The sequence below is a fragment of the Thalassospira australica genome, from assembly GCF_044790785.1.
Taxonomy (GTDB): Bacteria; Pseudomonadota; Alphaproteobacteria; order Rhodospirillales; family Thalassospiraceae; genus Thalassospira; species Thalassospira australica_A.
Map to the genome: position 1 here is coordinate 3,796,976 of NZ_CP085258.1, position 26,463 is coordinate 3,823,438.

A 26,463-nucleotide genomic window follows, 5' to 3' on the forward strand; every position below is an offset into this window, starting at 1 on the left:
GATTACCCCCATGTGTTAATCCCAGCCCGACCGGATGAAAAGCATTTCTGACCGTCTGGTCAGATTTTTCATCCGGCGGGCAGGATTAAGGACGCGCCGGAATTTCCAGACCACGCTTGACCGCCGGACGCGCAAGCCCGCGCTCAAGCCATGCCGGAACGTTTTTCAGGCTGTCATAATCCACCAGTGCCCCGGCATCATAGAAACCGACCAGGTTGCGCACCCAGCCAAGGGTGGCGATATCGGCAATGGTATATTCATCACCCATGATCCAGTCACGCCCGGCAAGACGCGTTTCCAGAACACCCAGCAGACGTTTGGATTCCCCAACATACCGATCCCGTGGGCGTTTATCCTCATACTCGCGCCCGGCAAATTTGTGGAAGAAGCCAAGCTGGCCAAACATCGGCCCAATTGCCGCCATCTGGAAAAACACCCACTGGATGGTTTCGATCCGGGCAATCGGATCAGACGGCAGGAATTTTCCGGTTTTTTCTGCCAGATACAAAAGGATTGCGCCCGATTCAAACAGGCCAACCGGCGCGTCCCCCGGCCCGTTCGGGTCAATGATTGCCGGGATTTTGCCATTCGGGTTCAGCGAAAGGAATTCCGGCGTCCAGGTTTCGTCCTTGCCAATATCAATGAAATGCGGCTCGTAATCGATGCCGGTTTCTTCCAGCATGATCGAAACCTTGACCCCGTTTGGCGTCGGCAGGGAATAAAGCTGCAATATATCGGGGTTCTTCGCCGGCCAGCGTTTGGTGATGTCAAATGCGGACAGATCAGCCATCTGATTGTTATCCTTCCTGATTTGGGTCATGGTGGTTGATGGGGTCGGCATTGCGCCAGACCATCAACCCTTATCCAACGTGATATCCCCAAGATGTAGGATAAGACGGCATTATCGCCAGCACGAAATTGGCAATGGACTGTTTCCCGCCCCGTTTCAGTCCTGCGGCAAAAACAGATCAGGCCAACCCGCAGATGCAGATTGGCCCGACTGGACTGCGACATGCGGATCAATATTCATCCGCTGCCGATATTACCACGCACGATACGGCAGGAATTTGCCATCAAGGGTCACGACAACGCGGTCCCCCTTCGGATCGGCCTTGCGTTCGATATACATTTCGTAATCAATCGCGCTCATGATGCCGTCGCCGAACTTTTCATGAATGATTTCTTTGATCGTTTCGCCGTAAACGCCCATGATTTCATAAATGCGGTACACCGCCGGATCGGTCGGCACCGCCTGTTCCCAGATTTTCATCGGGCATTCCTGCAACACGGCAGATGCCTCCGCCGGAAGCTCCAGCAGGGCCACCAGCATATCGGCCTTTTCCTTGGGCGCGGAATTCATGCCAAGGCAGACCGAGGTCGTCCAGACCGGGGACATGCCGATCTTGCTGGCGATTTCTTCCCAGCCAAGGCCCTTGGCTTTTTTGGACGTAATGATCAGTTCTTTCACATCTGCTTTTTTCACAGCTTTTCTCCACTTCACTGTCTGTGTCGTTACGGATTAGTCGGCACCGTTCACCACCCGCGCACGCGCAGGTGTTTCCCCGGTACCTTTGTTGGATGTATTGGCAACCGGCCCGTTCAGGCCAAAACGGACGACGTTTGGTTCGGAAACGCCATCCTCGTCGCGTTTCCCGGCCAGTTCGCGGGACCGTTTGGCAAGGAATTCGACCAGATGGTTGCGAATGTCGTAATAGTCGGGATGATGGATGATATCGGCCCGGACACGCGGACGTTCGATATCGACCTGTACCGATTCCGCAACCCGCGCATAGGGGCCGTTGGTCATCAGAAGGATACGGTCGGCAAGAAGGATCGCCTCGTCCACATCATGGGTAATCATGAAAACGGTCTGATCCGACCCGGCCCAGATACGGATCAGCTCATCCTGAATGCTGCCCCGTGTCAGGGCATCCAGTGCCCCAAACGGTTCATCCAACAACAACAGTTCGGGCTGAATGGCAAAGGCCCGCGCAATCGAAACGCGCTGACGCATACCACCTGATAACTGCGATGGCTTGCGAAGCTCCGCCCCGCCGGTAAGCCCCACCATTTCCAGATATTTGATCGAATGATCATGGACCTGTTTCTTGGTCCAGTTGCGATGACGCGCCTGCACGGCAAAGGTCACGTTTTTAAGCGCGGATAACCACGGCAACAGGGAATAGTTCTGAAACACGATACCGCGATCAAGACTTGGCCCCGATACTTCCTTGCCATTCATGATCACCGCCCCGTCGGTCGGCTCGTCCAGCCCGGCAAGGATATTCAGGATCGTCGATTTGCCGCAGCCCGAATGACCGATGATGCAGACAAATTCGCCCTTTTCGATCCCCAGATTGACGTTTTCAAATACGGTTAACGGATCAGATCCCTTGGGGCTGGGAAACCGCTTGCTTAGTCCCTGTACGCTCAGGAAGGGTGTTGGCATGGTGCTTTTCCTTATTCCTGGTACTGCACAAGGCGGGCGCAATAGGCGAACGCCGTATCAAGAAGCATGCCGACAAGGCCGATCATCAGGATCGAAAAGATCACACTGGTCAGATCCAGATTGTTCCATTCGTTCCAGACGTAATAGCCAATCCCGGTACCGCCCACGAGCATCTCGGCGGCCACAATCACCAGCCACGCAATCCCGATGGAAATCCGCATCCCCGTCAGGATGGTCGGCGCCGCCGCCGGAAGGATGACGATCCACGCGGTTTTAAGCGTACCAAGTTCGTGGGTGCGCGCGACATTGACCCAATCCTTGCGCACACCGGCAACGCCAAAGGCCGTATTGATCAGCATCGGCCAGATCGAACAGATAAAGATCACGAAAATCGCCGATGCCTGACTGTCCTGAATGACAAACAGCGCAAGCGGCATCCACGCCAGCGGCGAAATCGGGCGAAGGATCTGGATGAACGGATCAAGTGCCCGATACATCAATGGCGACATACCGATCAGGAACCCGGCCGGAATGGCAATTGCGGCGGCCAGGAAATAGCCCGACAGCACGCGATAAAGCGAATAGCCGATCTGGATGCCAATCCCCTTGTCGTTGGGACCGGCATCATAGAAAGGGTTGGAAAGTTCTTCCCACGCCTTGACGAACACCGCAGATGGCGGCGGGACCGCGGCCTTTGGCTCCGCCCCGCCCATCAGGATTTCATATTCTGTCAGTTCACTGCCCATTATCTGCCGGGAACTGGCGGCTTCCCATATTCCAAGGACAACCACCAGCAACACAGCAGACAACAGCAGCGCCCTGGCATTCAGGGATGCGATCATATCAGCTTACCCCTTTGCCAATCGGGAAGCTGTTGACATAGGCCTCGGGCTGATCGGGATCGAACTCTTTGCCCATGATCGTGTATTTCTGATAGGTGCTGCTTGGCGCTTCATAGCCAAGGTCTTTCATGATCTTGGCACAGTCGGCCGCGACATAGACTTCCTCGGCGATTTTCCTGTAATCGACATCGCCGTCGATATAGCCCCAGCGCTTCATCTGCGTCAGAATCCAGACACCCATCGAATGCCACGGGAACGGATCGAAATCGATGCGATCGGGCACGTTTTTGACCTCGCCCAGACCATCGGCATACCGCCCGGTCAGGACCTGCTCGATGACCGGCACCGGCTGGTTCAGATAGTTGGTCGGCGCAATCGCGGCCGAGATTTCCTTGCGGTTTTCCGGCTTGGATGCGTATTGCGTCGCATCGACAATCGATTTCAGAAGCGCGCCATAGGTATTGGGCATTTCATCGGCGAACGCCTTGGAACAGGCAAATGCGCAGCACGGATGGCCTTCCCAGATATCCTTGGTCAGGGTGTGGATGAAGCCGATTTTTTCCCAGACGGCACGCTGGTTGAACGGATCAGGCGACAGATAGCCATCAAGGTTCCCGGCACGCAGGTTTGCGACCATTTCGGGCGGCGGAACGACACGGATCTGGATGTCTTTATCCGGGTCAAGGCCATGTTCGGCGACGTAATAACGCAGCAGGAAGTTGTGCATCGAATATTCGAACGGCACACCGAACTTGAAGCCCTTCCACTGTTTCGGATCGCGTTTATCAAGATGGTCGTTATGCAGGACAATCGCCTGCCCGTTGATGTTTTCAACCGCCGGCATCAGGAACGGGGTCGCGGTCGAACCGGCCCCCATGGTGATGGCAAGCGGCATCGGGGTGAGCATATGCGACGCGTCATATTCATTGTTCAGGGACTTGTCGCGCGCAACCGCCCAGCCCGCGGTTTTGATCACATCGACATCAAGACCGTACTTCTCATAAAAGCCCATCGGCTGGGCCATGATGATCGGGGTGGCGCAGGTGATCGGAACAAAACCGATATTAAGCTTGGTCTTTTCCGGCGTGCCCAGATCATCAAGGATCGCCGCCTTGACCTTATCCAGCGGCAGGACCGACGCCAGTGCCGCCATCATCGTGCCGCTGCCAACCATTTTGGCAAAGGAACGACGCGAAATTTCGTTATGCCCGAAGACAGAGCGGACCACCGCACTTTCAATCGCGCGATCCAGCATTTCCTCGCTGCTGGCAAGCTTGCCAGACGATGACGCCGCGCCATCCACAGCCATATCGCTATGGGCGGGCATCGATGCCAGATCGTATGTGTCTTCGTGATGGTCATGACCGGCATGGTGATGTTTGCCGGTTGCGCAAGCCTCGCAGCCGCACGATTTGCTATGCCGCAGATCGCTTTCGCCACTGAATGGATCGCCCAGACTTTTGATAGACATGTGGTCACCCCCTGTTTTGTTTACGCCGCCCGTCAGGCGACACCGATATTCGGGGGCATAGCAGCAACCGGCGTGCCAGATTTGTGCGGCGCGAAAAACTCTAGGGAAAGACTGGACTTTGACCCGAAACAGGCGCAATCTCAGGCCATACGAAATTTCGTAATTTACGATATTTCGTAATCATATTTACGAAATATCGTAGGCCGATCACGATGGATCAGATTGCAAACCCGCCACCCCCAACGGTTTCGGATGCCCTGTATCAACAGGCCCTTGCATCGCATATTCATCCGACTTTGCTGGTGCATCCGCAAAGTGATCGCATCATGTTTGCCAATCAGGCGGCGGCAGATTTGCTGGGCCGCAGCATTTCCGATCTGAAATCCACCCCCATGAGCAGCCTGCACAAGGGGCAGGTGCCAAGCCTGGTGGTGTTCAGTCAGGCCGCCCTGTATCACGGCTTTGCCTGGACGCGGGGCCTGAACCTGATGCATGCGGATGGCACCGAAATCCGGCTTGAACACGAAGCCCGCGCCCTGCATTGGGAGGGCGAGGATTACCTGATCATCATCCTTTGTGATCTCGATGCCCGCCATCGCCGCGATGTCGATTCCGAAGCCGATAATTACCTGCGCGAAGGCATTGCCGAATGGCGACGTGCCGAACGGTTTTTCCGCGAAATCGAACGCGAAAACCAGTTGATACTGGGTGCGGCGGGCGAAGGCATTTACGGGGTCAACAGCGACGGCATCACCACCTTTGTCAATCCGGCTGCCGAACGGATGCTGGGCTGGACGGCCGAGGAACTGGTGGGCAAGGAAATCCATTCGATCATCCACCATTCCCATGTGAACGGCGATCCCTACCACGCCGAGCATTGCCCGATTTACAATGCGTTTCGCGAAGGCATCGTCCGGCGCGTTGATGACGAAGTTTTCTGGCGCAGCGACGGCAAACCGATCCGGGTTGAATATACATCCACCCCGATCCGCGATCATGGGCTGGTGATTGGTGCTGTGATCGTGTTTCGCGATATCACCGAACGCAAGATTGCCGAGGAAAAGCTGCATGCCGCCCTGGCCGAGGTCGACCGCCTGCGCGAAAGGCTGGAACTTGAAAACGCCTATCTTCAGGAAGAAATCCTTTCAACCAACAACCACCATGAAATCATCGGCCAGTCCGAGGCGATCAACAGTGCGCTCAAACAGATCGATCTGGTCGCCCCTACCGATGCCAACGTCCTGATCACCGGGGAATCGGGGACCGGCAAGGAACTGATTGCGCGCGCCATCCATCAGGCAAGCCACCGGCGCGACCGCGTTCTGGTGCGCGTAAACTGTGCCGCCATCCCCCATGAACTGTTCGAAAGCGAGTTTTTCGGCCATGTCCGCGGTGCCTTTACCGGGGCGATACGTGATCGCGTCGGCCGGTTTGAACTGGCCGATGGCGGAACCCTGTTTCTGGACGAGGTCGGGGAAATTCCGCTGGAACTGCAGGGCAAGCTTTTGCGCGTCCTGCAGGATCAGAAGTTCGAACGCATCGGCGAGGAACGCACGCGCGAGGTCAATGTAAGGTTACTGGCCGCCACCAACCGCGATCTCAAGGAAGAAGTCCGGCTGGGCCGCTTCCGCGAGGACCTGTATTTCCGCCTGAATGTATTTCCCATCGAATGCCGGCCGCTGCGTGAACGGCCCGACGATATCCCGCCCTTGGCGACACATTTCCTGCGCAATATCTGCCAGCGGCTGAACATTCCGCAACTGACCCTGACCAACGGGCAGGTCCGAAGCCTGATGAAATATGACTGGCCGGGCAATGCGCGCGAACTTGAAAACATTATCGAACGCGCTGCCATTCTGGCCCGTGACGGCAAACTGAATTTTGACCTGCCCGAACCCAACCGCCGTGAAACCGACCATGGCAATTCGCACCCCGCCCGTGATCAGGTCAGCACCGCATCCGCAATCCTGACCGAAGATGACCGGCGCAAACGCGAATATGACAATATCATCCGCGCCCTTGAAACCACACGCGGCCGGATTTTTGGCCCCGATGGCGCGGCGGCCCTTTTGAATGTAAAGCCGACAACATTGGCATCGCGGATCAAAAAGCTTCGGATTGACCGGCGCGATTTCACGCCATCGGGCCAGCAATAGGAACCAGTCATCGGAAATCGCAAAGATTTTTCGATCTGCGACCTTGCCCCCGCCCGCAGTTTGACGCAGCATGTCGCCCCGCCCGGCACATTACCACCGCAAGGGCGGCACAAAGGAGTAGTCCGGTATGGCTGGATTTTTACAGATTGGCGTTCTGATCGCGATGGCCGCGGTGGCGGTTATTCTCGTTCTTGGCATCATCACCATGGCGCGCGGCAAGGATGCCAGGAAATCCAACAAGCTGATGCAGCTTCGCGTGCTGGTACAGGGGATCGCCCTGCTGCTTCTGGTCATCCTGTCCTTCATGGCGCTGGGCAAGTAGCCCGCCGATAGTCTTAATGACGCCCCCGCATATCTGCGCTACTCCGACAGTCACGCATCAGGACAACGGAATTCACGATGGTTCAACTGACCCGCATCTACACCAAATCCGGCGACAAGGGTAAAACCGCCCTTGGCAATGGCACCCGCGTTGCCAAAAACGATATTCGCGTTGCGGCCTATGGCACGGTGGACGAAACCAATGCGGTGATCGGGGTCGCCCGCCTGCATGCGAGTGGCGATGTCGATGATATGCTGGCCCGCATCCAGAACGATCTTTTTGATCTTGGGGCTGATCTGTGTACGCCGGGTGACGGCAGTGACGATAACCCGGAACGCCCGGCCCTTCGCATTACGCCCACGCAAACCGAACGGCTTGAGGCCGAAATCGATGCCATCAATGCCGGTCTGGACCCGCTGAAATCCTTTGTCCTGCCCGGCGGCAGCGCCCTTTCGGCACAGCTTCATGTCGCGCGCACCGTATCGCGCCGCGCCGAACGCCTCATTGTCGAACTGGCGGGAATCGAGGCGATCAACCCCGAAGCGGTCCGTTACATCAACCGCCTGTCGGACCATATGTTCGTTCTGGCCCGCCATGCCAATAATGGCGGCAAGGACGATATCCTGTGGCAACCCGGCCTGACCCGCTAGGCAAATATTGGAAATAACCCCCTGTCTTTTCAGGGGTTGGTTGCGTATCAAGGCAGCCTGAGACTTCAGAATTTCAGTAAAGAAGTTGTCGTTAACGTTAACCTCTTTACGTAAATTGACAAGCCCCGTAGCACCCCCTATTGTGCATCGCGGGGAAAACAGTAACATCGGGCCCCACTGCGGACTGCCCCGGCAGAACGCAGCAAGCCCATAGCTTCGACAACAAAAACGAACAGGTCTGTCATGAAGGTTCTTGTCGCCGTTAAGCGCGTTGTGGATTACAACGTCAAGATCCGTGTCAAACAGGACCAGTCTGGCGTTGAATTGAACAACGTCAAAATGTCCATGAACCCGTTTGACGAAATCGCCGTTGAAGAGGCCGTCCGCCTCAAGGAAGCCGGCACCGCGACCGAAGTGGTCGCCGTATCGCTGGGTGTGAAACAGTGTCAGGAAACACTGCGTACCGCCCTTGCCATGGGTGCCGATCGCGGCATTCTGGTCGAAACCGACGACGAACTGCAACCGCTTGCCGTTGCCAAACTTCTCAAGGAAGTCGTTGCCAAGGAAAGCCCGGATCTCGTGATCCTCGGCAAACAGGCAATTGATGACGACGCCAACCAGACCGGTCAGATGCTGGCCGCCCTTCTGGACTGGCCGCAGGGTACGTTCGCATCCAAGGTCGCCGTTGCCGATGGCAAGCTTGACGTGACCCGCGAAGTCGATGGTGGCCTTGAAACCATCAGGATCGATCTTCCGGCCATCGTCACCACCGACCTTCGCCTGAACGAGCCGCGCTATGCGTCGCTTCCCAACATCATGAAGGCCAAGAAAAAGCCGCTTGATACCCTAAGCCCGGCTGATCTTGGTGTCGACACCGCGCCGCGCCTGAAAACCCTGAAAGTGACGGAACCACCGGCACGTCAGGCAGGTGTGAAAGTTGCCAACGTCGCCGAGCTTGTCGACAAGCTTCGCAACGAAGCCAAAGTGATTTAAGCGGGGGCCGATCAAATGAGCATTCTTGTTATTGCCGAACACGACAATACCGAACTGAAGGGCGCAACGCTCAATACCGTTGCCGCCGCCCAGAAAATCGGTGGCGACATCACCATTCTGGTCGCGGGCGAAAACTGCCGTGCGGTTGCCGATGCGGCTGCAAAGGTTGCGGGCGTTTCAAAGGTTCTGGTTGCCGATAACGCGGCCTATGGCCATTTCCTGGCTGAAAACATGGCGGGTCTCGTCAATGAACTGGCCGGTGATTACAGCCACGTTCTGGTCGCCGCCTCGACCACGGGCAAAAACTTCATGCCCCGCGTTGCAGCACTCAAAGACGTCGCACAGATTTCCGACATCACCGATGTCGAAAGTGCCGATACGTTCGTGCGTCCGATCTATGCTGGGAACGCGATGGCGACCGTTCAGTCGTCAGACAGCCTGAAACTGATCACCGTGCGCACCACGGGCTTTGATCCGGTCGCGGCCGAAGGCGGTTCTGCATCCATCGAAGATGTCGCAATCGCGAAAGATGCCGGAAAATCCGCTTTCGTCAGTCAGGAACTGACCGAGTCGGAACGTCCGGAACTGACCGCAGCCAGTGTTGTGATCTCTGGCGGTCGCGGCATGGGCTCGGGCGAGAACTTCCACCTGATCGAACCGATTGCCGATAAACTCGGCGCTGCCATTGGTGCTTCGCGCGCCGCCGTCGATGCGGGATACGCCCCGAACGACTGGCAGGTCGGCCAGACCGGCAAAGTTGTTGCACCGCAGCTATACATTGCGGTAGGCATTTCAGGTGCGATACAGCACCTTGCCGGCATGAAGGACAGTAAGGTCATTGTTGCGATCAACAAGGACGAAGAAGCACCGATCTTCTCGGTTGCCGATTACGGTCTTGTCGCGGACCTGTTCGAGGCCCTTCCCGCATTGGCGAGCGAACTCGACAAATAATCAGATCCCATCTAGGGTCAGAACAATCTAAAGAACATTGTTCTGACCTTGTTTTGACCCTGGGGGATGAGTGGGGAACAAATGGCTTCGCTTGAAGATATCAAGACCATTGGCGTAATCGGCGCCGGTCAGATGGGCAACGGGATTGCTCATGTGATTGCGCTTGCCGACTACGACGTCCGACTGCTTGACGTATCGGCAGAGGCGCTCGACAAGGCGCTTGGCCTGATTGGCAAGAACATGGATCGTCAGGTCAAGAAAGACCTGATTACCGAGGCACAGAAAGAAGCAGCCCTTGCCCGGATTACCACCGGCACGGATTACAGCTTCCTGTCTGACTGCGATCTCGTGATCGAGGCCGCAACCGAAAACGAAGAGACCAAGAAACAGATTTTCAAGGCTCTGTGTCCGGTTCTGGGCCCCGAAGCCATCATTGCGACCAACACATCGTCCATTTCGGTAACGCGTCTGGCTTCCTATACCGACCGCCCGTCGAAATTCATGGGCATGCACTTCATGAATCCGGTGCCGCTGATGAAGCTGGTCGAACTGATCCGTGGTATCGCCACGGACGAACCGACCTATCGCACCATTCATGAATTGACCAAGAAACTGGGCAAGGAAACGGCAAGTGCCGAAGATTTCCCGGCTTTCATCGTCAACCGTATCCTGCTGCCGATGATCAACGAGGCGATCTATACGCTTTACGAAGGTGTCGGCAATGTCCGGTCCATCGATGATGCCATGCGCCTTGGCGCGAACCATCCGATGGGTCCGCTGCAACTGGCCGATTTCATTGGTCTGGATACCTGCCTGTCGATCATGCATGTCCTGCATGATGGTCTGGCCGATACCAAATATCGTCCCTGCCCGCTTCTGGTCAAATATGTCGAAGCCGGCTGGCTTGGCCGCAAGGTCGGTCGCGGCTTCTATGACTATAGCGGTGACGAGCCGGTTCCGACCCGCTAATCATTGCCGGTCATTGCCGGGTTACGCATTCAAGGGCCACCGCATCGCTGCGGTGGCCTTTTTGCATTCCGGTTTCGATTTAACCGCAATGCAAAGCTTTTGATCTTTCGATCAGAAATTGCCCTGCTATGATGACCCATAAGAAACCAAGACTAAAAAGAATCCAGGAGGCCGTCCCACATGTTTCTCGGAATAGATGTCGGTACATCTGCCGTTAAAGCGCTTCTGATGGATGAACATTCGGTCACCGTCGCCGAAACAGATGTGCCCCTGACGCTGAGTAACCCCAAACCATTCTGGAGCGAACAGCACCCGGATGACTGGTGGGCTGCGACCTGCACGGCGATGGACCAGTTGAAATCATCCAACCCCGCCGCCCTTGCCGCGGTTCGCGCGATTGGCCTGTCAGGCCAGATGCACGGGGCTGTGATCCTTGATGCGAACGACAAGCCACTCCGCCCCGCGATCCTGTGGAATGACGGCCGGGCGAAGGCCGAATGCGATGAATTGCAGGCCGCCCTGCCCGATCTGCCATCGCGGGCCGGTGTGGTTGCCATGCCCGGCATGACCGCGCCCAAACTGATGTGGCTTCGCAAACACGAACCCGAAATCTTTGCCAAAATCAAAACCGTCCTGTTGCCAAAGGATTACATCCGATTTTGCATGACCGGCGAAAAGGTCACCGAAATGTCGGATGCCGCCGGCACGCTCTGGCTTGATGAAGAAAGCCGAAGCTGGAATTTTGACGCCATTGCCGCAACCGGCATGGATATCGCCCAATTGCCCCGCCTTGTCGAAGGCAGCGACCCCACCGGCCATCTGCGCGGTGAACTGGCCACACGCTGGGACATGAAGCCGACCGTGATTGTTGCGGGTGGCGGCGGCGATGCCGCGACCGGTGGCATCGGTGTCGGCGCGGTCAGCCACGGCGACGGCTTCATTTCGCTTGGCACATCGTCACAGATTTTCGTCGCATCCGATCGTTACCGCCCGAAACCACAGGAACTTCTGCACAGCTTCGCCCATGCCGTGCCACAGCACTGGTTCCAGATGGCGGTATTGCTGAACGGGGCAAGCTGCCTGTTGTGGGCGGCAAACCTGTTGGGCGAAAAGGATATCGGCGCGCTTCTGCAACGGACCGAAGCCGCGCACAAGGCCCCCGCCGATGTGGTGTTCCTGCCCTATCTTAACGGGGAACGCACCCCGCATAACGATCCTTATGCCCGTGGCGTGTTCTTTGGCCTTGGCAGCGACACCGCGCGTGAAACGCTGGTCCAATCGGTGCTCGAAGGTGTGGGTTTCGCCCTTCTGGACGGGCAATCGCGCCTGCATGCCGCCGGAACGCATTGCGAATTGCCCGGTGTCATTGGCGGCGGCGCGCGCAGCCGATACTGGATTCAGTTGATATCCGACATCATGGGTTGTCCGCTTGCCCGCTACGAAGGGGCGGCCAAGGGCCCGGCATTTGGCGCGGCCCGTCTGGGACGGCTGGCACTCGATAACGAAACGGTCGAGGATGTCTGCCAGAAACCGGCCATTCAGGAAGTCATCGAACCCGATATGAACAGACACGCGGCCTATCAGCCGCGATTTGCCAAATTCAAACGCATCTATGCAGCCCTCCGCGAGGAATTCCAACCCGCCTGACCCTACATCTTTTGCCCCATCTGATCGGCCTTTTTCGGTGTGATGCACTTCACCTCAAATGTTGCACCGGGTTCTTTAATCACCTGAAAAGATGCCAATATCAGTAAAAGGTATTAGAAATTTTCCAATCGGATAGACCATGACCATTGCCATTGTCGGAAGTTCCAATATCGATTTTGCCGCCCGCGTTGCCGAATTGCCCAAACCCGGCCAAACCGTATCGGCCAGGGATTACATGACAGGCCCCGGCGGCAAAGGCTGCAATCAGGCGATTGCCGTGGCCCGTCTGGGGCAGAAACCTGTTTTCATTTCCAAAATCGGCAATGATGTTCTGGGACGCAGCCTGATTGAAACGCTCAAAATCGAAGGATTTGACACCAACCAGCTAATCCTGGCGACGGATGCACAAACCGGCACCGCCCTGATCTCAATCGACGATGCCGGGGAAAACATCATCACCGTGGCCGGTGGTGCCAACATGACCATGAGCCGCGCCGACATCCGCGAAAAGCAGGTTTTTCTGGAAAATTGCGGCTATCTGCTCGTGCAGCTCGAATGCCCGGTTGTCGCCGTGGCCTGCGCAATGAAATATGCCCGCGACGCCGGGGCCACCATCATCCTTGATCCGGCCCCTGTACCGGACCGGGTTGTTCTGCGTGATCTTATGGCGCTGACCGATATCGTCACCCCCAACAGCAGCGAATGTTTCGCCATGACCGGCATCCTTCCCGAAAGCCTTGAAACCGCCCATCAGGCCGCCGAAAAACTGCGCGAAATGGGGGTACGGATCGCGATCATCAAAATGGGATCAAAGGGCGCGTTTTATTCGGATGGCGAACAGTCCGGGATGGTCCCGCCATTTGATGTGTCGGCGATTGATACGGTTGCGGCGGGCGATTGTTTTAACGGCGGCTTGGCCGTCGCCCTGCATGAAGGGTGGTCCCTGCGCGATGCCGTCCGGTTTGCCTGCGCAACCGGGGCATTGGCGACCACGCGCTATGGTGCGGCTGATGCCGCCCCGACCCGTGAACAGGTTCTATCGCTTCTCGAAGAAAATGCCGCCACCTGATCCCAATCAGGACGCGGCATCAATCAGGCTGTTGAAATAGGCAATAACCCCGTCGGCATCCCATTTCGCCGTGCCTTCCAGCTTGCCGATAACCTGCCCGTTGGCATCAATCACGAAACTGGTCGGAAGGCCGCGCGCGCCAAAGGCCCGTGCGGTCGCCCCGCGCGGATCAAGAACGACATCAAGATTGCCGATTCCGTTTTCATCAAAGAATTCCTGCACGATTTCTGCCCCGCCGCGATCCTGGCTAAGGGCCAGAATGCGAAACGGCTTGCCATCCATTTCAGACGCCAGACGATCAAGATCGGGCATTTCCTCGATGCAGGGCGCGCACCATGTCGCCCAAAGATTGACCAGAATAACCTGACCTTTCAGGTCTTTAAGGTCACTTTCGCTGCCATCTTTTTCGATGAAAACCGCCTTTTCCGGCAGGCTCGTGCGATCAGGTGCGGTGTCCATTTTCGAAAGTTCTTGCGGCAATTGCGTATCTGCAAAGGCAGGGCTTGCATAAATGGCCGATATGGCGACAATCACGCCCAGTTTTACGTAACGAAGCAATGCCTTCACAATACTCACCTTTCCAACGCTTGCGGATCACAATGACCGATCAAAACGCCACCGACCAGAAAAATGCCAACGCCCTGTGGGGCGGCCGCTTTGAAGCGGGCCCGTCCGCCATCATGGAAGAAATCAATGCTTCCATCGGCTTTGACAAACGCCTGTACGCCCAGGACATTCAGGGTTCCAAAGCCCATTGCGCCATGCTGGTCAAGCAGAAGATCATCCCCGCAGAAGATGGCGAGAAAATAGTCGCGGGTCTAGACCAGATCCTTCAAGAAATCGAGAGCGGCCAGTTCACCTTCTCTGCCGCCCTTGAAGACATCCACATGAATGTCGAAAGCCGCCTGCGTGATCTGATCGGGCCTGCCGCCGGTCGCCTGCATACCGCACGCTCCCGCAATGATCAGGTCGCGACCGATTTCAAACTCTGGGTGCGCGACGTGGCACTGGCCGATCTTGAAGCCGGGCTCAAGGGCCTTCAGGAAGCCCTGATCGAACAGGCCGGCACCCATGCCGAAACCATCATGCCGGGCTTTACCCACCTTCAGGCCGCCCAGCCGGTCACCTTTGGCCATCATCTTCTGGCCTATGTCGAAATGTTTGGCCGGGATCGTGGGCGCGTTGCCGATTGCCGCACGCGCGCCAATGAAAACCCGCTGGGTTCGGCCGCTTTGGCCGGAACGCCCTATCCGATTGACCGTCACATGACGGCATCGTCGCTCGGCTTTGATCGCCCGACCGCGAACTCGCTTGATGCGGTGTCGGATCGTGACTTTGCGCTGGAATATCTGAACGCGGCCTCGATCACTGCCATGCACCTGTCGCGCCTGGCCGAGGAAATGGTCATCTGGTGTTCGGCACAGTTCCGCTTTGTCGGCATGTCGGACAAATTCTCCACCGGCTCCTCGATCATGCCGCAAAAACGCAACCCCGACGCCGCCGAACTGATCCGCTCCAAGATCGGCCGTATCGTTGGCTGCTATAATTCGCTGATGCTCTCGATGAAGGGTCTGCCGCTGGCCTATTCCAAGGACATGCAGGAAGACAAGGAACCGGTATTCGAGGCCCACGACCATCTCGGTCTGTGTGTCGCCGCCATGACCGGCATGATTGCCGACATGAAGGTCCATAAGGACAATATGCGTGCGGCTGCCGGGGCGGGTTACACCACCGCGACCGATCTTGCCGACTGGCTGGTGGCCGAACTTGGCATGCCGTTCCGTGACGCCCATCATGTGGTGGGGGCCACCGTGAAACTTGCCGAGGGCAAGGGTTGCGATCTTGATCAGCTTTCGCTGGAAGACCTTCAGGGGATCGAACCCAAAATCACCAAGGCCGTTTACGATGTCCTGACTGTCGAGGCATCGGTCAGCGCGCGTCAAAGCTTCGGCGGCACCGCCCCGGTCCGCGTCAGGGAACAGGTCGCAGCCGCAAAGGAAAGGTTCATGAAATGAGCAACCCGATCTTCAAACGCAGCACAGTGATCGTACTGGCGGTGATGCTGGGCCTGTCTGTTGCCGCCTGCGGCAAGAAAGGCCCGCTTGAACCACCGACCGACGAAGGCCACAAATATCCACGGACATATCCGGCACAATGAACCATTTTGAATATATTGATGGCGTCCTTCACGCCGAAGGCGTTTCCATCCCCGAGCTTGCCGAAAAAGTCGGCACGCCGTTCTATTGCTATTCCACCGCCACCCTTGAACGTCATTACAAGGTTTATGCCAGTGCGTTTGACGGGCTTGACGCCACGGTTTGCTATGCGATCAAGGCAAACTCCAATCAGGCTGTGCTGAAAACGCTCGCCAAACTGGGGGCGGGTGCCGATGTGGTTTCGGTGGGTGAAATGCGCCGCGCCTTGCGGGCCGGTGTCGCACCGGGCAAAGTCATTTTTTCCGGCGTTGGCAAGGCCGATGCCGAAATGCGCGAAGCCCTTGATGCCGATATCGCCCAGATCAATGTCGAAAGCATCCCCGAGCTTGAAGAACTCAACCGGGTTGCCCTCGACATGGGCAAAAAGGCCCGGATCGCGATCCGCATCAACCCGCATGTCGATGCCAAAACCCACGAAAAAATCGCCACCGGCAAGGCCGAAAACAAATTTGGCATCGACTGGACCCGCGCGATCGAGGTTTACCGCCTGGCCGCCGCCATGGACGGGATCGACGTCACCGGCATTGCGATGCATATCGGGTCGCAATTGACCGATCTTGCCCCCTTCCGCGAAGCCTTCACCCGTCTTGCCGGTCTGGTCGAAAACCTTCGCGCCGAAGGCATCAATATCCGCAATCTCGACCTTGGCGGCGGGCTTGGCATTGCCTATCAGGGCGAAACACCCCCCCTGCCCGATGCCTATGGCCAGATGGTACGTGAAACCGTCGGGCACCTTGGCTGTCACATCACGCTGGAACCGGGCCGCCTGATCGCAGGCAACGCCGGTGTGATGATTTCACGCGTCATGTATATCAAGGATGGCGAGGCCAAACGCTTTGTCATTCTTGATGCCGCGATGAACGATCTGATCCGGCCAACCCTATACAACGCCTATCACGAAGTCATCCCGGTCAATGAACAGGGTGACGGTGATAAACAGGCAACCGTCGATATCGTCGGCCCGGTTTGCGAAACCGGCGACACCTTCGGCAAGGACCGCAAACTGCCCGATGACCTGAAGCCGGGTGATCTGGTCGCGGTCATGTCGGCGGGTGCCTATGGTGCGGTGATGTCATCGACCTACAACACCCGCGCCCTGACACCCGAAGTCCTGGTGAAGGGCGATGACTTCGCCATCGTCCGCCCGCGTCAGTCGATTGACGAACTGATCGGACTGGACCGTATCCCCGACTGGCTCGACTGACCCGAACCAAAAGAACCTTGCAAGGCGGTCTTTCAACACGAAAGGCCGCCTTCTGCATATCCCCATCCTGCCCGGACAGACCCCGGGCCTTCGCCAGCCTCACCACCAAACGGCCCACGGCCTCGCTGCCCGCTCCGCTCCCGTCCGGCAATGCCATGACCACCGACGCCGGACAAACTCCGGGCCTTCGCCAGACTCACCCTCAGACGGTCCTCGGCCTCGCTGCCGCACCGCTCCCGTCCGGCACGGCCACAACCACCGACGCCGGACAAACCTCGGGCCCTCGCCAGACTCGCCCTCAGACGGTCCTCGGGCTTGCGGCCCCCACCTGTCCACCACCGACGGGCCACAGATCACTGCCGCCACTGCTGCTGCCATTGCTGCCCCTTCCGGCAAATTCGGGGTCCCTTCCCCGACAAGACGCACCTCTCCTGTCATGACAAACAAGCGTGTTTGAAACCTGTTAACCCCGGCGCGGAATGCCGCCGTAATGGCTTCGCCATCCGCCGGTCAGTATCCTGCGGGTCACCCCGCCACCCTGCCTGTATCTCTGCCCCTGCATCCTGATCACCTCTTTGATCCAGCCCCAAACGCAAAAACCCGCGAGGCTCAAGGCCTTGCGGGTTTTGGTCCGGGTGCATTTCTCCCGTTGATTTTTCTCTTATGCCATAAGCAAAAGAACAAATCAAGAACTTTTTTAAAGAAATTTTAAATACCTCCAGAAACCGCCCCATCCGGGACCGCCTTTTATTTTGGCTTGGTCGCGATCCTGACTTGACCCGCCGCGTCAAAGCCCCAAACTTAGATTAGGGTCTTATTGGACCAAGCTGGCGTCATCCGTCCCGGACACGGGGCGATTGCAGGGGCCGAAATTCGATATGTCGATCATACCACCCAATCCCCGACTGGAACGTCATCTGCGCCTGGCGCGGATGATCATGTCGTGGGAACGGGTGTGGCCGCGACTGATCCCGCCTTTGACAATCGTGATGCTGATTGCCGGTCTGACCCTGACCGGTACGTTTGAAATGCTGCCCGCGACCGGGCATATCATTTTGCTTTCGATCCTCTCGGTTACCGGACTTGTCGCCATCATCCTGCCGTGGCGTCATTTCACATGGCCCAATCGCCGGGCTGTCCTGCAAAGGATCGAACAGGAAAACGGCCTTGAAAACAATCCGCTGCAAAGCCTTGAAGACCATATCAACGATGGCGACGACCCGCTGACCAGCTACCTGTGGCAAAAGCAGCTGCAACGGCACGAGGCAATGCTTGATAACCTGCATTTGCCCCGCCCCCTGCCCTCGCTGGCGCGGATTGATCGCTATGGGCTGGTCGTTTTGCCGGTATTGCTGCTGGCCGTCGGGCTGTTTGTCGCCCATGACCGCATGGGGGAACGCTTTTACAAGGCGTTCAGCCCGCTGCAACGGCTGGGCGCTGCCGATTTCAGCACGACATTATGGGTCACCCCGCCTGCCTATACCGGGCAAATCCCGCGAGTCCTGCGCTTTGCCGATGGCACCGGCCAACCGCAGCAGCAACCGGCGGATACAAACGCCGGGAATCCCAATGTGATCGATGTAGATGTCCCCGTCGGATCAACACTGGCCGGCAACATCGGAAGTGTCTGGCAACCCACATTGCATACCCCCACCGGTGAACGCGACATCTCCGAAAGCAGCGACAACAGCTATGTCATTTCTACCGCCCTTGATCAGGCCGGACCCTGGCGCATTTCGGTCTGGGGCAATGACCGGCTGACATTGAATGTCAATCTGGTTGCCGATAAACCGCCCGCACTTTCATTTGTCAGCCCGCCGTCGGTGACGCGCCGCGACCATATCCGGCTGGATTATGTTGCAACCGATGATTACGGCATGGACAGCCTTGATCTGATGATTACCCCCGCGACCGAGGGCGTCGGTCAGGAACAGTTCGGCATGATCGACAATATCCGTATCGATCTGTCCGGTGGCGACGCTCAGGGTGGCACAAGTGCCATGCCGACACGGATCGAGGGCCCCCGTTTTCTGGATCTGGTTTCCCATCCCTGGGCGGGGCTTCCGGTCAATCTGCAACTGGTGTCACAGGACAATGCCGGGCAGCGCGGCGAAAGCGATATGCGATCCATCGTGTTGCCGGAACGCGAATTTACCCATCCGGTTGCGAAAAAGCTGATCACGATCCGGCGTGGCTTGCTGCGCTATCCCGACAAGGCTCTTGAAATGCGCAATGCCCTTTTGCCCGTGCTTTATGCCCCGCAGGCATTTAACGGCCATATCGGTATATTTCTTGCGCTTTCGGTGACCGAAGCACGCCTGTCGGCGAATCTGCGTGATCGCGACGTTCATCAGGAAATCGCCGGATTGCTGTGGCACATCGCCGAGGAAATCGAGCGCGGCAGCTATGGCATGGCCGAACGCAACCTGATGGAGGCCGAGGAACGTCTGCTGGAGGCTTTGGCAAATCCGGATGTCACCGAAGCCGAAATCGCCGAACTGATCGAAAACTATCGTCGTGCCCTTAACGAATATATGGCCGCCCTTGCCCGCGAGGCACCGCAAAATCAGCAAAGCCAGCAACAGGGCCCCGCCGCCATCCTTGAACAGCAGGACCTGTCGCGCATTGTCGATCAGATTGATGCCCTGATGCGGGCCGGGGCACGTGATCAGGCCCGTGCCCTGATCGACCGGTTACGCGAACTGGTCGAAAATATGCAGGTCACATCGGGCGAAGGCGGAACGGACATCACATCGACCCTGCGTGAAATGCTGGACGGCATTCGCGATCTTGCCCGCCGTCAGCAGGAACTGATGAACCAGGGCGACAATCCCGAAAGCCCGGGCGGAAATGGCAACCGTGCTGAACAGCAGCAAAACCTTGCCGGTGATGCCGAAAACCTGACCGGGAATTCCGGCTTTGGTCAATTTGGCAATCTCAGTGGCATTGAAACCGCGATTGAGGCCATGCAACGCGCAGCAGAGGCCCTTGGCCGTAACCGTGCCCACGAAGCCCTGCAACAACAGGGACAGGCCATGGAGGCCCTTCAGCGCGGTATTGGCGAGCTTAGCCGCGCGCTTGAGGGACTAAGCCAGATGATGCCGATGCTCGAAGAACTGCGCGGCTCGGGCAACCGCGATCCGCTCGGTCGTCCGGTCGGCGGGGATGGTACGACAATCATCCCCGAAGTCGATACCCTTGAACGGGCGTGGCGCATCCTGCAGGAACTGCGCCGCCGTTCAGGTGATCCTGATCGCCCGCAAATCGAACAGGAATATATCGACCGGCTGCTCAAACGGTTCTGATACCCCATAAAAACGACCAAAGGGCAGCGACGGATCGCTGCCCTTTGTCATTTTCAGATCAAACCGATCAGGGTTCGACCGCCTCGCGCGGGTCAAGGAAGGTGACCTGCAAACGGGTTGCTGTCGGGTTCGGACGACGGATTCTGGTTTCGACCGTCATGGTTTCGCCAACCGGCAGCATCTGGGTTTCCATCGGCATTTCCGCCCCACCCTGAACCGCACTTTCGTCATAGATCAGCGGCACTTTTTTGCGCTGAACCACACGATCAAGCGGATCAAGAAGTTCAATCAGCAGATAGGGCAAAACACGGTCGGTTTCGCTGATATTGACGATCTCGGCCCGCACGACGAGAACATCAACACCGTCTTCTTCTTCGCGAGTCGGCGGCAATTCCCGAATATCAAGACCTTCGCCGACATGCGGGACATCAAGCCCGACCATGTCATAAACCTTGGCAATCGGCGGCCACAGATTGATCAGGATATCCTTGGCGAAATAACCACCTGCCCCGATCCCGCCAAGGATCAGGAAGAAGAGAATCCAGCCGATAACACCCTTTTTCGACTTCGCCGGTGGCTTCGGGTTGTTATGGATCAGTTGCTGCGGAATAGGGGGCGGGTCTGGAATTTTGTCGGCTTGTTCAAAACCGGGGTCGATCTGACCGGGCATCTGATCCGCATTGAAATCGGCACCAAGCGCGCCGTCCTGATCGAAGGGCGGCGGCAGCTTGTTTTCCTGCGCTGGCGACGGGGTTTTCATCCCCGGCGGGTCCTGATGCCAGCTATTGCCGCAATTTTTGCAGCGCACGGTTCTGCCTTTTGGGCCGATCGCCTCTGTTTTCACAGAGTATTTTTTTGAACAATCTGGGCAAGTAATGATCATTGCAAACCTGGCATCTCGATGTCAGCGGCATGAAACCCGGGGCGCGGCCATAACCTGAGTGATTTCCGACGATCCCCCGAATTCGCCGGTGTAGGGCAGAACCTACACTATATGTAAATAGCGGCGATTTAACAGACTGTTAAGCACAGATAACTGAAGCTGCCCCAATTTGGACGGCACAGCATTGCATATATGGTGCTTCGATGACATCCGAAGAACTGTTTAAGTCGTCATATTTTCGGCCAACCCGCGATGATACCCACTTAAAGGTCATCGGGAACGGACTTTTGTAATTGTTCAACCGGCCCCGTCATTATCATGTTATGTCGGGTCATATGCCTCGTGCTGCGATATGGAGCGCAAGTTTTGACTGAAGTCGTAAGTTTCAGGAATGTCGGTGTTCGCTATGAATCCGGGCCGGAGATTCTGCGCGATCTGAATTTTACCCTGCACCGGGGCAGCTTCCATTTCCTGACCGGGGCTTCTGGTGCGGGCAAATCGACATTGATGCGTTTGCTGTACCTTGCCCTGCGCCAGACACGCGGTGAAATAAATATTTTCGGTCGTGACAATATCCGCATCCCGCGTGATGAACTGCCCGCGATCCGACGCAAGATCGGTGTGGTGTTTCAGGATTTCCGCCTGATCAATCATTTGACGACCTTTGAAAATGTTGCCCTGCCGCTGCGTGTCGCCGGGGTCGAGGATCTGCAAATCCGTAAAAACGTGACCGAACTTCTCGAGTGGGTCGGCCTTGGCGATCAGATCAATGCGGTTCCATCGCGCCTTTCGGGCGGGCAGCAGCAGCGCGTGGCCATCGCGCGTGCGGTTATCGGCCGTCCGGCCCTGCTTCTGGCCGACGAACCGACCGGTAACGTTGATGACCGGATCGCCATGCGGCTGTTATACCTTTTTGAAGAACTGAACAAACTTGGCACAACAGTGCTGATCGCCACCCATAACCGCCAGCTGGTGCGCCGTTTCGGGCATAATCAATGGCTGCTTGAGGCTGGCACACTGCACGACATCACGCATAGCGCGTAAACCGGACCAACCGACGGCAACTGGCTCAGACAGGACCCCAAAACGATCATGGCTTTTCGTTCGCAACCGTCACATCTGCCGCTTGATAGCGATTCATCGACGCGCTTTTTGCCAAGCATCGTCGCGCTGATGGTGGCATTGCTGACATTTTCGATCGTCGGTCTTGCCGCCTTGCATGACAGTGTCGGCAAATGGTCCGGCCAGATCGAAGGCAGCCTTTCGATACAGGTTCCCCCGACCGGGATGGCGGATCGCGCCCCCGAAGAACGCGAACAGGCTTTGCAGGCAACCGTTGACGATATTATCGAACAGCTGGCCGACATGCCCGGCATCTCCCGGATCGAGGAGCTCAGCCCCGAAACCATGTCGGCCCTTCTTGAACCGTGGCTTGGCCCCGATGAAATCGTCAGCGAATTACCGATCCCGCGCATTATCGAAATTACCCCGGAAACCGGGTTCAATTTCGACATGCTTGAACGCCGGCTGGGCGAAATCGCCCCCGAGGCCGTTCTGGACGATCATCGCATCTGGATCGAACGGATTGCCGATGTTGCCTTTTCGGTCGAACTGGCCCTGATTGCCCTGATTATCGTGCTTTTCGGGGCGACAATGCTGTCCGTGGTGTTTGCAACGCGATCTGGTCTATCGATCCATCGCACCATCATCGAACTGCTGCATCTGATCGGCGCGCAGGATTCCTATATTGCCGGTCAGTTTGCCCGCCATAACCTCAGACTGGCGTTTTTCGGCGCATTGATCGGACTTCTGATTGCATTACCGGTTTCCGGGCTGATTGCCTGGCTTGGCCTGCGCGCTGGGTGGCCAATTCCAACACTGGTCTTCAGCCCGCTTTTCATCGGCATTATAATCGCCATTCCGTTTGTGGTGGCCGGGGTTGCCCAGATGACGGCCAAAAGAACTGTGCTGCGTGTTTTGCGCAGATTGTTGTAACCTGCCTCACTCCTCCGTATAGTCGGCCTGCAGCGTTGTGATCATTTCCTGTTTTGGATCATGACCTTGTCCCCAAAGGAGACCCAAGTCGCATGCCAGCGTCCCGTCAGGCCCAATCAGATGAGTAAGCCGCCCCTTTCCGTTCAGCATCGCCGACGATTTCGCCGGTTTCGATTTTTGCTATCAAGTCTGATCCTGCTGGGGCTGGTCTGGGCAGGTGGTTTTGTCTGGTATGTCGGCATCATCCCGACCGGGGTCGAAGCACCGGATCGCAAGACCGACGCCATCGTTGTTCTGACTGGCGGCAGCGAACGCCTGTCGGAAGGACGCCGTTTGCTGACCCGTCAACTTGCCGACAAACTGTTTATTTCCGGCGTGTATCGCGGGGTAGAAGTCGACGAGCTTCTTTCAGCGGGGAAATCCGACCCGCGCCTGATTTCATGCTGTGTCATACTTGGTCATGTTGCGGAAAATACGCGGGGCAATGCCCTGGAAACGGCCGTCTGGGTTTACGAAGAAGGCTATAAAAGCCTGCGCATCGTGACCGCAAATTATCACATGCCAAGGTCGCTTCTGGAATTTCGCAGCCTGATGCCCGATATCGATATTATCGCCCATCCGGTTTTCCCCGATAATGTCAAGGTAGACAGCTGGTGGCGCTGGCCGGGCAGTGCCAGCCTGATTGCCAGCGAATACAACAAGTTCCTGTTTGCCAGCCTGCGAAACTATGTTCTGGGTTTTCTGCCTGATCAGGATCGCGCCGGTCCGCATGGCCCAACCCCGCCGTCAGATCCGGCAAAGCAGGATTACTCGGCATCAAACCGTCTGTCGCAGAAATCGGGTTGAACATAGGCCGTTTCACTCGTGTCGCATAACTGTTACAAACCCTTTGACGAATAGTTTGAAGGATCTGCCTGTATGAGAGCCCTGCGCGCGTTTCTGTTTAACGTGTTGTTTTTCGCCGGTACAACCGCACTTTGCATTTGTATGGTTCCCCTGATGCCGTTTGGTCGCAAGGCCAATCAGCTTGTCGGGCATATGTGGTGTCGTTTGACGCAAGGCGCGCTGGCCCTCTCTGTTGGCATGTATAGACGTATTCGCGGTCAGGAAAACCTGCCCAAAGGGCCGTGTATTCTGGTCGCCAAACATCAGTCGGCATGGGAAACCCTGACCTTTCATACGGTGGTTTCCGATCCGGCCTATATCCTGAAAAAGGAACTGACGCGTATTCCGCTGATGGGGCAGTTTCTGTTGTTTTCCGGGCAGATCGCCGTTGACAGATCGGCGGGTTCGTCTGCCCTGAAAGACATGATCAAAGGTGCGGAACGCGCGATTGCGGAAAACAGGCAGATCGTGATTTTCCCCGAAGGTACACGCACCCCGCCCGGGTCAGACCGCCCTTATCATCCGGGCATTTATGCTCTTTACAAGGCGTTCCCGAATGTTCCTGTCATTCCGGTCGCGGTCAATTCCGGCATGTTCTGGGGGCGGCACAGTTTCATGAAATATGGTGGCGAGGTCACCATGGAATTCCTGCCCGCGATTGAACCGGGGCTGGATCGCAAAACCTTTATGACGGAAATCAAAACCAGGATCGATACGCGCACTCGCGAACTTGAACGCGAGGCACAGGTCGAATTCAATCTGCCGACACTGACATCTCTTGATGTCGAGATTGAGGAAGCCCGCGAAAAGGCCGAAGCCGAACAGCAGGAAGCCAAAACCGCAATTCCGATGAAATCCGTCGACAGGGAAAAAACGCCGTCCTGATCGGGCGGGTTGTTCCAAATGCAAAAAGGCCGGGTTTTTATCCGGCCTTTTCAATTCCATCCATCTTTCGGCTGCTATGCCTTTCGACGTGTTGCCTGCCAGATGCCAAAGGCAATCAATGTGATCCCGCCCAGATGGTAAAGGTGCAATTCTTCGCCCAAAAAGATGATGGCAAGGACACTGGCAAAAACCGGCATCAGATACAGGAACACACCTGCATTTGCCGGGCCTACAACCGCAACACCCTTGTTCCAGAACAGATATCCCAAAAAGGCTGGCCCGGCCCCGATATAGAAAATCTTCAGCATATCGGGCCATGCCGGATCAAGATGGGTAAAGAACGGTTCGCCGCGAACAGTCACCGACCAGATATAAAGCGGGGTCAGGAATACCAACCCGATCAAGGCTGAAACAAATACAAGGCTAAGCGGATGGACCCCTTTGGGGGCCCGTTTCAGCAGCATCGAATAGGCTGCCCAAACCATTGCCGAAATCAGCGCGAACAGATCACCCGGAACAAAATCCATATTCGCAAATACGGAAAAATCACCTTTGGCGATGATCAATGCGGTGCCAAAACCGGCAATCAGGACACCGATCCACTGGCCGAGTTTGGGTTTATCCGCAGTCAGCACGGCGGCAAACAACAATACCCAAACCGGGGCCGTCGCGTTAAGAAGCCCGGTATTCACCGCTGTTGTGTTATAGGCAGCAAGATAGATAACGATCGAAAACAGAAAAACACCCGTTGTCCCGATCAGGAACATCGACATTTTGTGATCCGCCATCAGTCTCAGATCGCGCCTCAGGTGTGGAATACAGACCGGAAACAACAAAACCGCCGCCACCACCCAGCGCCAGAAAGCAAGTGCCTCAAGCGGGACGGACGCATTCACACCGCGCGCGACAACATGGTTTGACCCCCACATCATCGCACAGGCAACCAGCATCAGATAGGCGGCCATCATCGGGGCATTGGCACCTTTGGACGTTGTGGTGGCGTCCGACATCAGATCCCGGCTCCCATATTGATTTCCCCGTATTCGCGCCTTACCAGATCCATCAGATCATGCAATGGCGGGTCGACAATTCCCATCTGATCCAGATGACAGACCGTGTTCTCAAGATATTCCAGGTTCGGGCCAATATTGCCATGTGCCGCCACAATGATTTCCACGGCCGTTCGCACCGGCAGGTTCCCTGCGAACTGTTCATGCGTCGGATCGGCGACATAGGTGTGCGCAATCACCTTGCGTCCGTCGGCAAGCTCGACCTCGACATCGGCGGGAATATAGGTGTTGGTCACCAGTTCGCGTTCATCAAGATAGGCCTTGACCAGCCCCCAGTTGTCCGGCGCGATCCGGAACGCATTGCCCACACATTCCCCGCCGACATTCAACCCCAGAACCAGCCCCGGGTTTTCCGGTGTGCCGCGATAGTGATGGGAATAGATGCAAAAGGACCGGTGATAGCCGCGCAAAAGTGCCTGGGCCCGTTCCTCGAACTCGAAGCCCGGACGCCACAGCAGCGATCCATATCCAAATACCCATCTTTCGTCGGGCTCAGTCAAA

At 56.8% G+C, this 26,463-nt stretch carries 26 protein-coding genes; 17 read left to right on the top strand and 9 right to left on the bottom strand.

The window, feature by feature from the left end; genetic code table 11:
* Positions 1-85: 85 nt before the first annotated feature.
* From LG297_RS17770 to LG297_RS17790, 5 genes are all read right to left on the bottom strand, one after another.
* Positions 86-790 (bottom strand): glutathione S-transferase N-terminal domain-containing protein, encoded by a 705-nt coding sequence (locus tag LG297_RS17770; RefSeq protein WP_404422625.1) that lies wholly within the window; start codon positions 788-790, stop codon positions 86-88.
* A gap of 252 nt (positions 791-1,042) precedes the next feature.
* Positions 1,043-1,483, bottom strand: coding sequence for a cyanase (cynS, locus tag LG297_RS17775; protein ID WP_007092354.1), 441 nt, complete (start codon positions 1,481-1,483; stop codon positions 1,043-1,045).
* Between the two features lie 36 nt (positions 1,484-1,519).
* Entirely contained in the window at positions 1,520-2,449 is a 930-nt protein-coding gene (locus LG297_RS17780) for an ABC transporter ATP-binding protein (protein ID WP_404422627.1), read from the bottom strand.
* 11 nt (positions 2,450-2,460) lie between these two features.
* A complete protein-coding gene (ntrB, locus tag LG297_RS17785) occupies positions 2,461-3,291 on the bottom strand; it encodes a nitrate ABC transporter permease (RefSeq protein ID WP_404422629.1) in 831 nt (276 codons plus the stop codon).
* A 1-nt stretch (position 3,292) separates the two neighbouring features.
* Positions 3,293-4,762: a CmpA/NrtA family ABC transporter substrate-binding protein gene (locus LG297_RS17790; RefSeq protein ID WP_404422631.1), complete on the bottom strand. Its 1,470-nt coding sequence runs from the start codon at positions 4,760-4,762 to the stop codon at positions 3,293-3,295.
* Between the two features lie 212 nt (positions 4,763-4,974).
* Here LG297_RS17790 and LG297_RS17795 point away from each other — a divergent pair, with 212 nt between their 5' ends.
* The 8 genes from LG297_RS17795 (at position 4,975) to rbsK (ending at position 13,519) form a co-directional block, all read left to right on the top strand.
* Positions 4,975-6,918, top strand: a complete 1,944-nt coding sequence (locus LG297_RS17795) for a sigma 54-interacting transcriptional regulator (protein ID WP_404422633.1) — start codon at positions 4,975-4,977, stop codon at positions 6,916-6,918.
* A 127-nt stretch (positions 6,919-7,045) separates the two neighbouring features.
* Positions 7,046-7,240: a twin transmembrane helix small protein gene (locus tag LG297_RS17800; protein ID WP_062961271.1), complete on the top strand. Its 195-nt coding sequence runs from the start codon at positions 7,046-7,048 to the stop codon at positions 7,238-7,240.
* A 77-nt stretch (positions 7,241-7,317) separates the two neighbouring features.
* Positions 7,318-7,890: a cob(I)yrinic acid a,c-diamide adenosyltransferase gene (locus tag LG297_RS17805; protein ID WP_404422634.1), complete on the top strand. Its 573-nt coding sequence runs from the start codon at positions 7,318-7,320 to the stop codon at positions 7,888-7,890.
* 243 nt (positions 7,891-8,133) lie between these two features.
* Positions 8,134-8,883, top strand: a complete 750-nt coding sequence (locus LG297_RS17810) for an electron transfer flavoprotein subunit beta/FixA family protein (RefSeq protein WP_404422635.1) — start codon at positions 8,134-8,136, stop codon at positions 8,881-8,883.
* Positions 8,884-8,898: 15 nt separating this feature from the next.
* A complete protein-coding gene (locus LG297_RS17815; protein ID WP_404422637.1) occupies positions 8,899-9,834 on the top strand; it encodes an electron transfer flavoprotein subunit alpha/FixB family protein in 936 nt (311 codons plus the stop codon).
* A gap of 81 nt (positions 9,835-9,915) precedes the next feature.
* Positions 9,916-10,803, top strand: a complete 888-nt coding sequence (locus LG297_RS17820) for a 3-hydroxybutyryl-CoA dehydrogenase (protein ID WP_404422639.1) — start codon at positions 9,916-9,918, stop codon at positions 10,801-10,803.
* A gap of 180 nt (positions 10,804-10,983) precedes the next feature.
* The gene (gene xylB / locus LG297_RS17825) at positions 10,984-12,450 is read left to right on the top strand and encodes a xylulokinase (RefSeq protein WP_404422641.1); all 1,467 of its coding nucleotides are present in this window, start codon (positions 10,984-10,986) and stop codon (positions 12,448-12,450) included.
* Between the two features lie 139 nt (positions 12,451-12,589).
* Positions 12,590-13,519, top strand: a complete 930-nt coding sequence (gene rbsK, locus LG297_RS17830; protein ID WP_404422643.1) for a ribokinase — start codon at positions 12,590-12,592, stop codon at positions 13,517-13,519.
* A gap of 6 nt (positions 13,520-13,525) precedes the next feature.
* Here rbsK and LG297_RS17835 read toward each other — a convergent pair whose 3' ends face one another.
* The gene (locus LG297_RS17835) at positions 13,526-14,086 is read right to left on the bottom strand and encodes a TlpA disulfide reductase family protein (protein ID WP_404422645.1); all 561 of its coding nucleotides are present in this window, start codon (positions 14,084-14,086) and stop codon (positions 13,526-13,528) included.
* Between the two features lie 32 nt (positions 14,087-14,118).
* On the opposite strand from LG297_RS17835, the gene argH reads away from it, so the two are divergent.
* The 5 genes from argH to LG297_RS17860 all read left to right on the top strand — a co-directional run bounded on the left by argH (position 14,119) and on the right by LG297_RS17860 (position 20,244).
* A complete protein-coding gene (argH, locus tag LG297_RS17840) occupies positions 14,119-15,534 on the top strand; it encodes an argininosuccinate lyase (protein WP_404422647.1) in 1,416 nt (471 codons plus the stop codon).
* Complete coding sequence (locus LG297_RS17845) at positions 15,531-15,677, top strand: lipoprotein (protein WP_404422649.1); 147 nt, start codon at positions 15,531-15,533, stop codon at positions 15,675-15,677. Before argH ends, LG297_RS17845 begins: the two co-directional genes overlap by 4 nt.
* Entirely contained in the window at positions 15,674-16,939 is a 1,266-nt protein-coding gene (lysA, locus tag LG297_RS17850; protein WP_404422651.1) for a diaminopimelate decarboxylase, read from the top strand. Before LG297_RS17845 ends, lysA begins: the two co-directional genes overlap by 4 nt.
* A gap of 490 nt (positions 16,940-17,429) precedes the next feature.
* The gene (locus LG297_RS17855) at positions 17,430-17,651 is read left to right on the top strand and encodes a hypothetical protein (RefSeq protein ID WP_404422653.1); all 222 of its coding nucleotides are present in this window, start codon (positions 17,430-17,432) and stop codon (positions 17,649-17,651) included.
* Between the two features lie 166 nt (positions 17,652-17,817).
* Positions 17,818-20,244 carry a DUF4175 domain-containing protein gene (locus LG297_RS17860; RefSeq protein WP_404422655.1) on the top strand — a complete coding sequence of 809 codons (2,427 nt, stop codon included), beginning with the start codon at positions 17,818-17,820 and terminating at the stop codon, positions 20,242-20,244.
* Positions 20,245-20,311: 67 nt separating this feature from the next.
* Here the strand turns inward: LG297_RS17860 and LG297_RS17865 are convergent, their stop codons facing one another.
* Positions 20,312-21,127: a DUF3426 domain-containing protein gene (locus LG297_RS17865; RefSeq protein WP_404422657.1), complete on the bottom strand. Its 816-nt coding sequence runs from the start codon at positions 21,125-21,127 to the stop codon at positions 20,312-20,314.
* A 366-nt stretch (positions 21,128-21,493) separates the two neighbouring features.
* Between LG297_RS17865 and ftsE the strand changes: the two genes are divergently transcribed.
* From ftsE to LG297_RS17885, 4 genes are all read left to right on the top strand, one after another.
* Entirely contained in the window at positions 21,494-22,171 is a 678-nt protein-coding gene (ftsE, locus tag LG297_RS17870) for a cell division ATP-binding protein FtsE (protein ID WP_037987102.1), read from the top strand.
* 48 nt (positions 22,172-22,219) lie between these two features.
* Entirely contained in the window at positions 22,220-23,122 is a 903-nt protein-coding gene (locus LG297_RS17875; RefSeq protein WP_404422659.1) for a cell division protein FtsX, read from the top strand.
* 120 nt (positions 23,123-23,242) lie between these two features.
* Positions 23,243-23,968 carry a YdcF family protein gene (locus tag LG297_RS17880; RefSeq protein WP_404422661.1) on the top strand — a complete coding sequence of 242 codons (726 nt, stop codon included), beginning with the start codon at positions 23,243-23,245 and terminating at the stop codon, positions 23,966-23,968.
* 72 nt (positions 23,969-24,040) lie between these two features.
* Positions 24,041-24,892 (top strand): lysophospholipid acyltransferase family protein, encoded by an 852-nt coding sequence (locus LG297_RS17885; RefSeq protein ID WP_404422663.1) that lies wholly within the window; start codon positions 24,041-24,043, stop codon positions 24,890-24,892.
* A gap of 74 nt (positions 24,893-24,966) precedes the next feature.
* Here LG297_RS17885 and LG297_RS17890 read toward each other — a convergent pair whose 3' ends face one another.
* Together LG297_RS17890 and LG297_RS17895 are read right to left on the bottom strand one after the other, a co-directional pair.
* Entirely contained in the window at positions 24,967-25,902 is a 936-nt protein-coding gene (locus tag LG297_RS17890; protein ID WP_404422665.1) for a DMT family transporter, read from the bottom strand.
* Positions 25,902-26,462 carry a gamma-glutamylcyclotransferase gene (locus LG297_RS17895; protein ID WP_404422667.1) on the bottom strand — a complete coding sequence of 187 codons (561 nt, stop codon included), beginning with the start codon at positions 26,460-26,462 and terminating at the stop codon, positions 25,902-25,904. The genes LG297_RS17890 and LG297_RS17895 overlap by 1 nt, the downstream gene beginning before the upstream one ends.
* Between the last annotated feature and the right edge of the window lies 1 nt (position 26,463).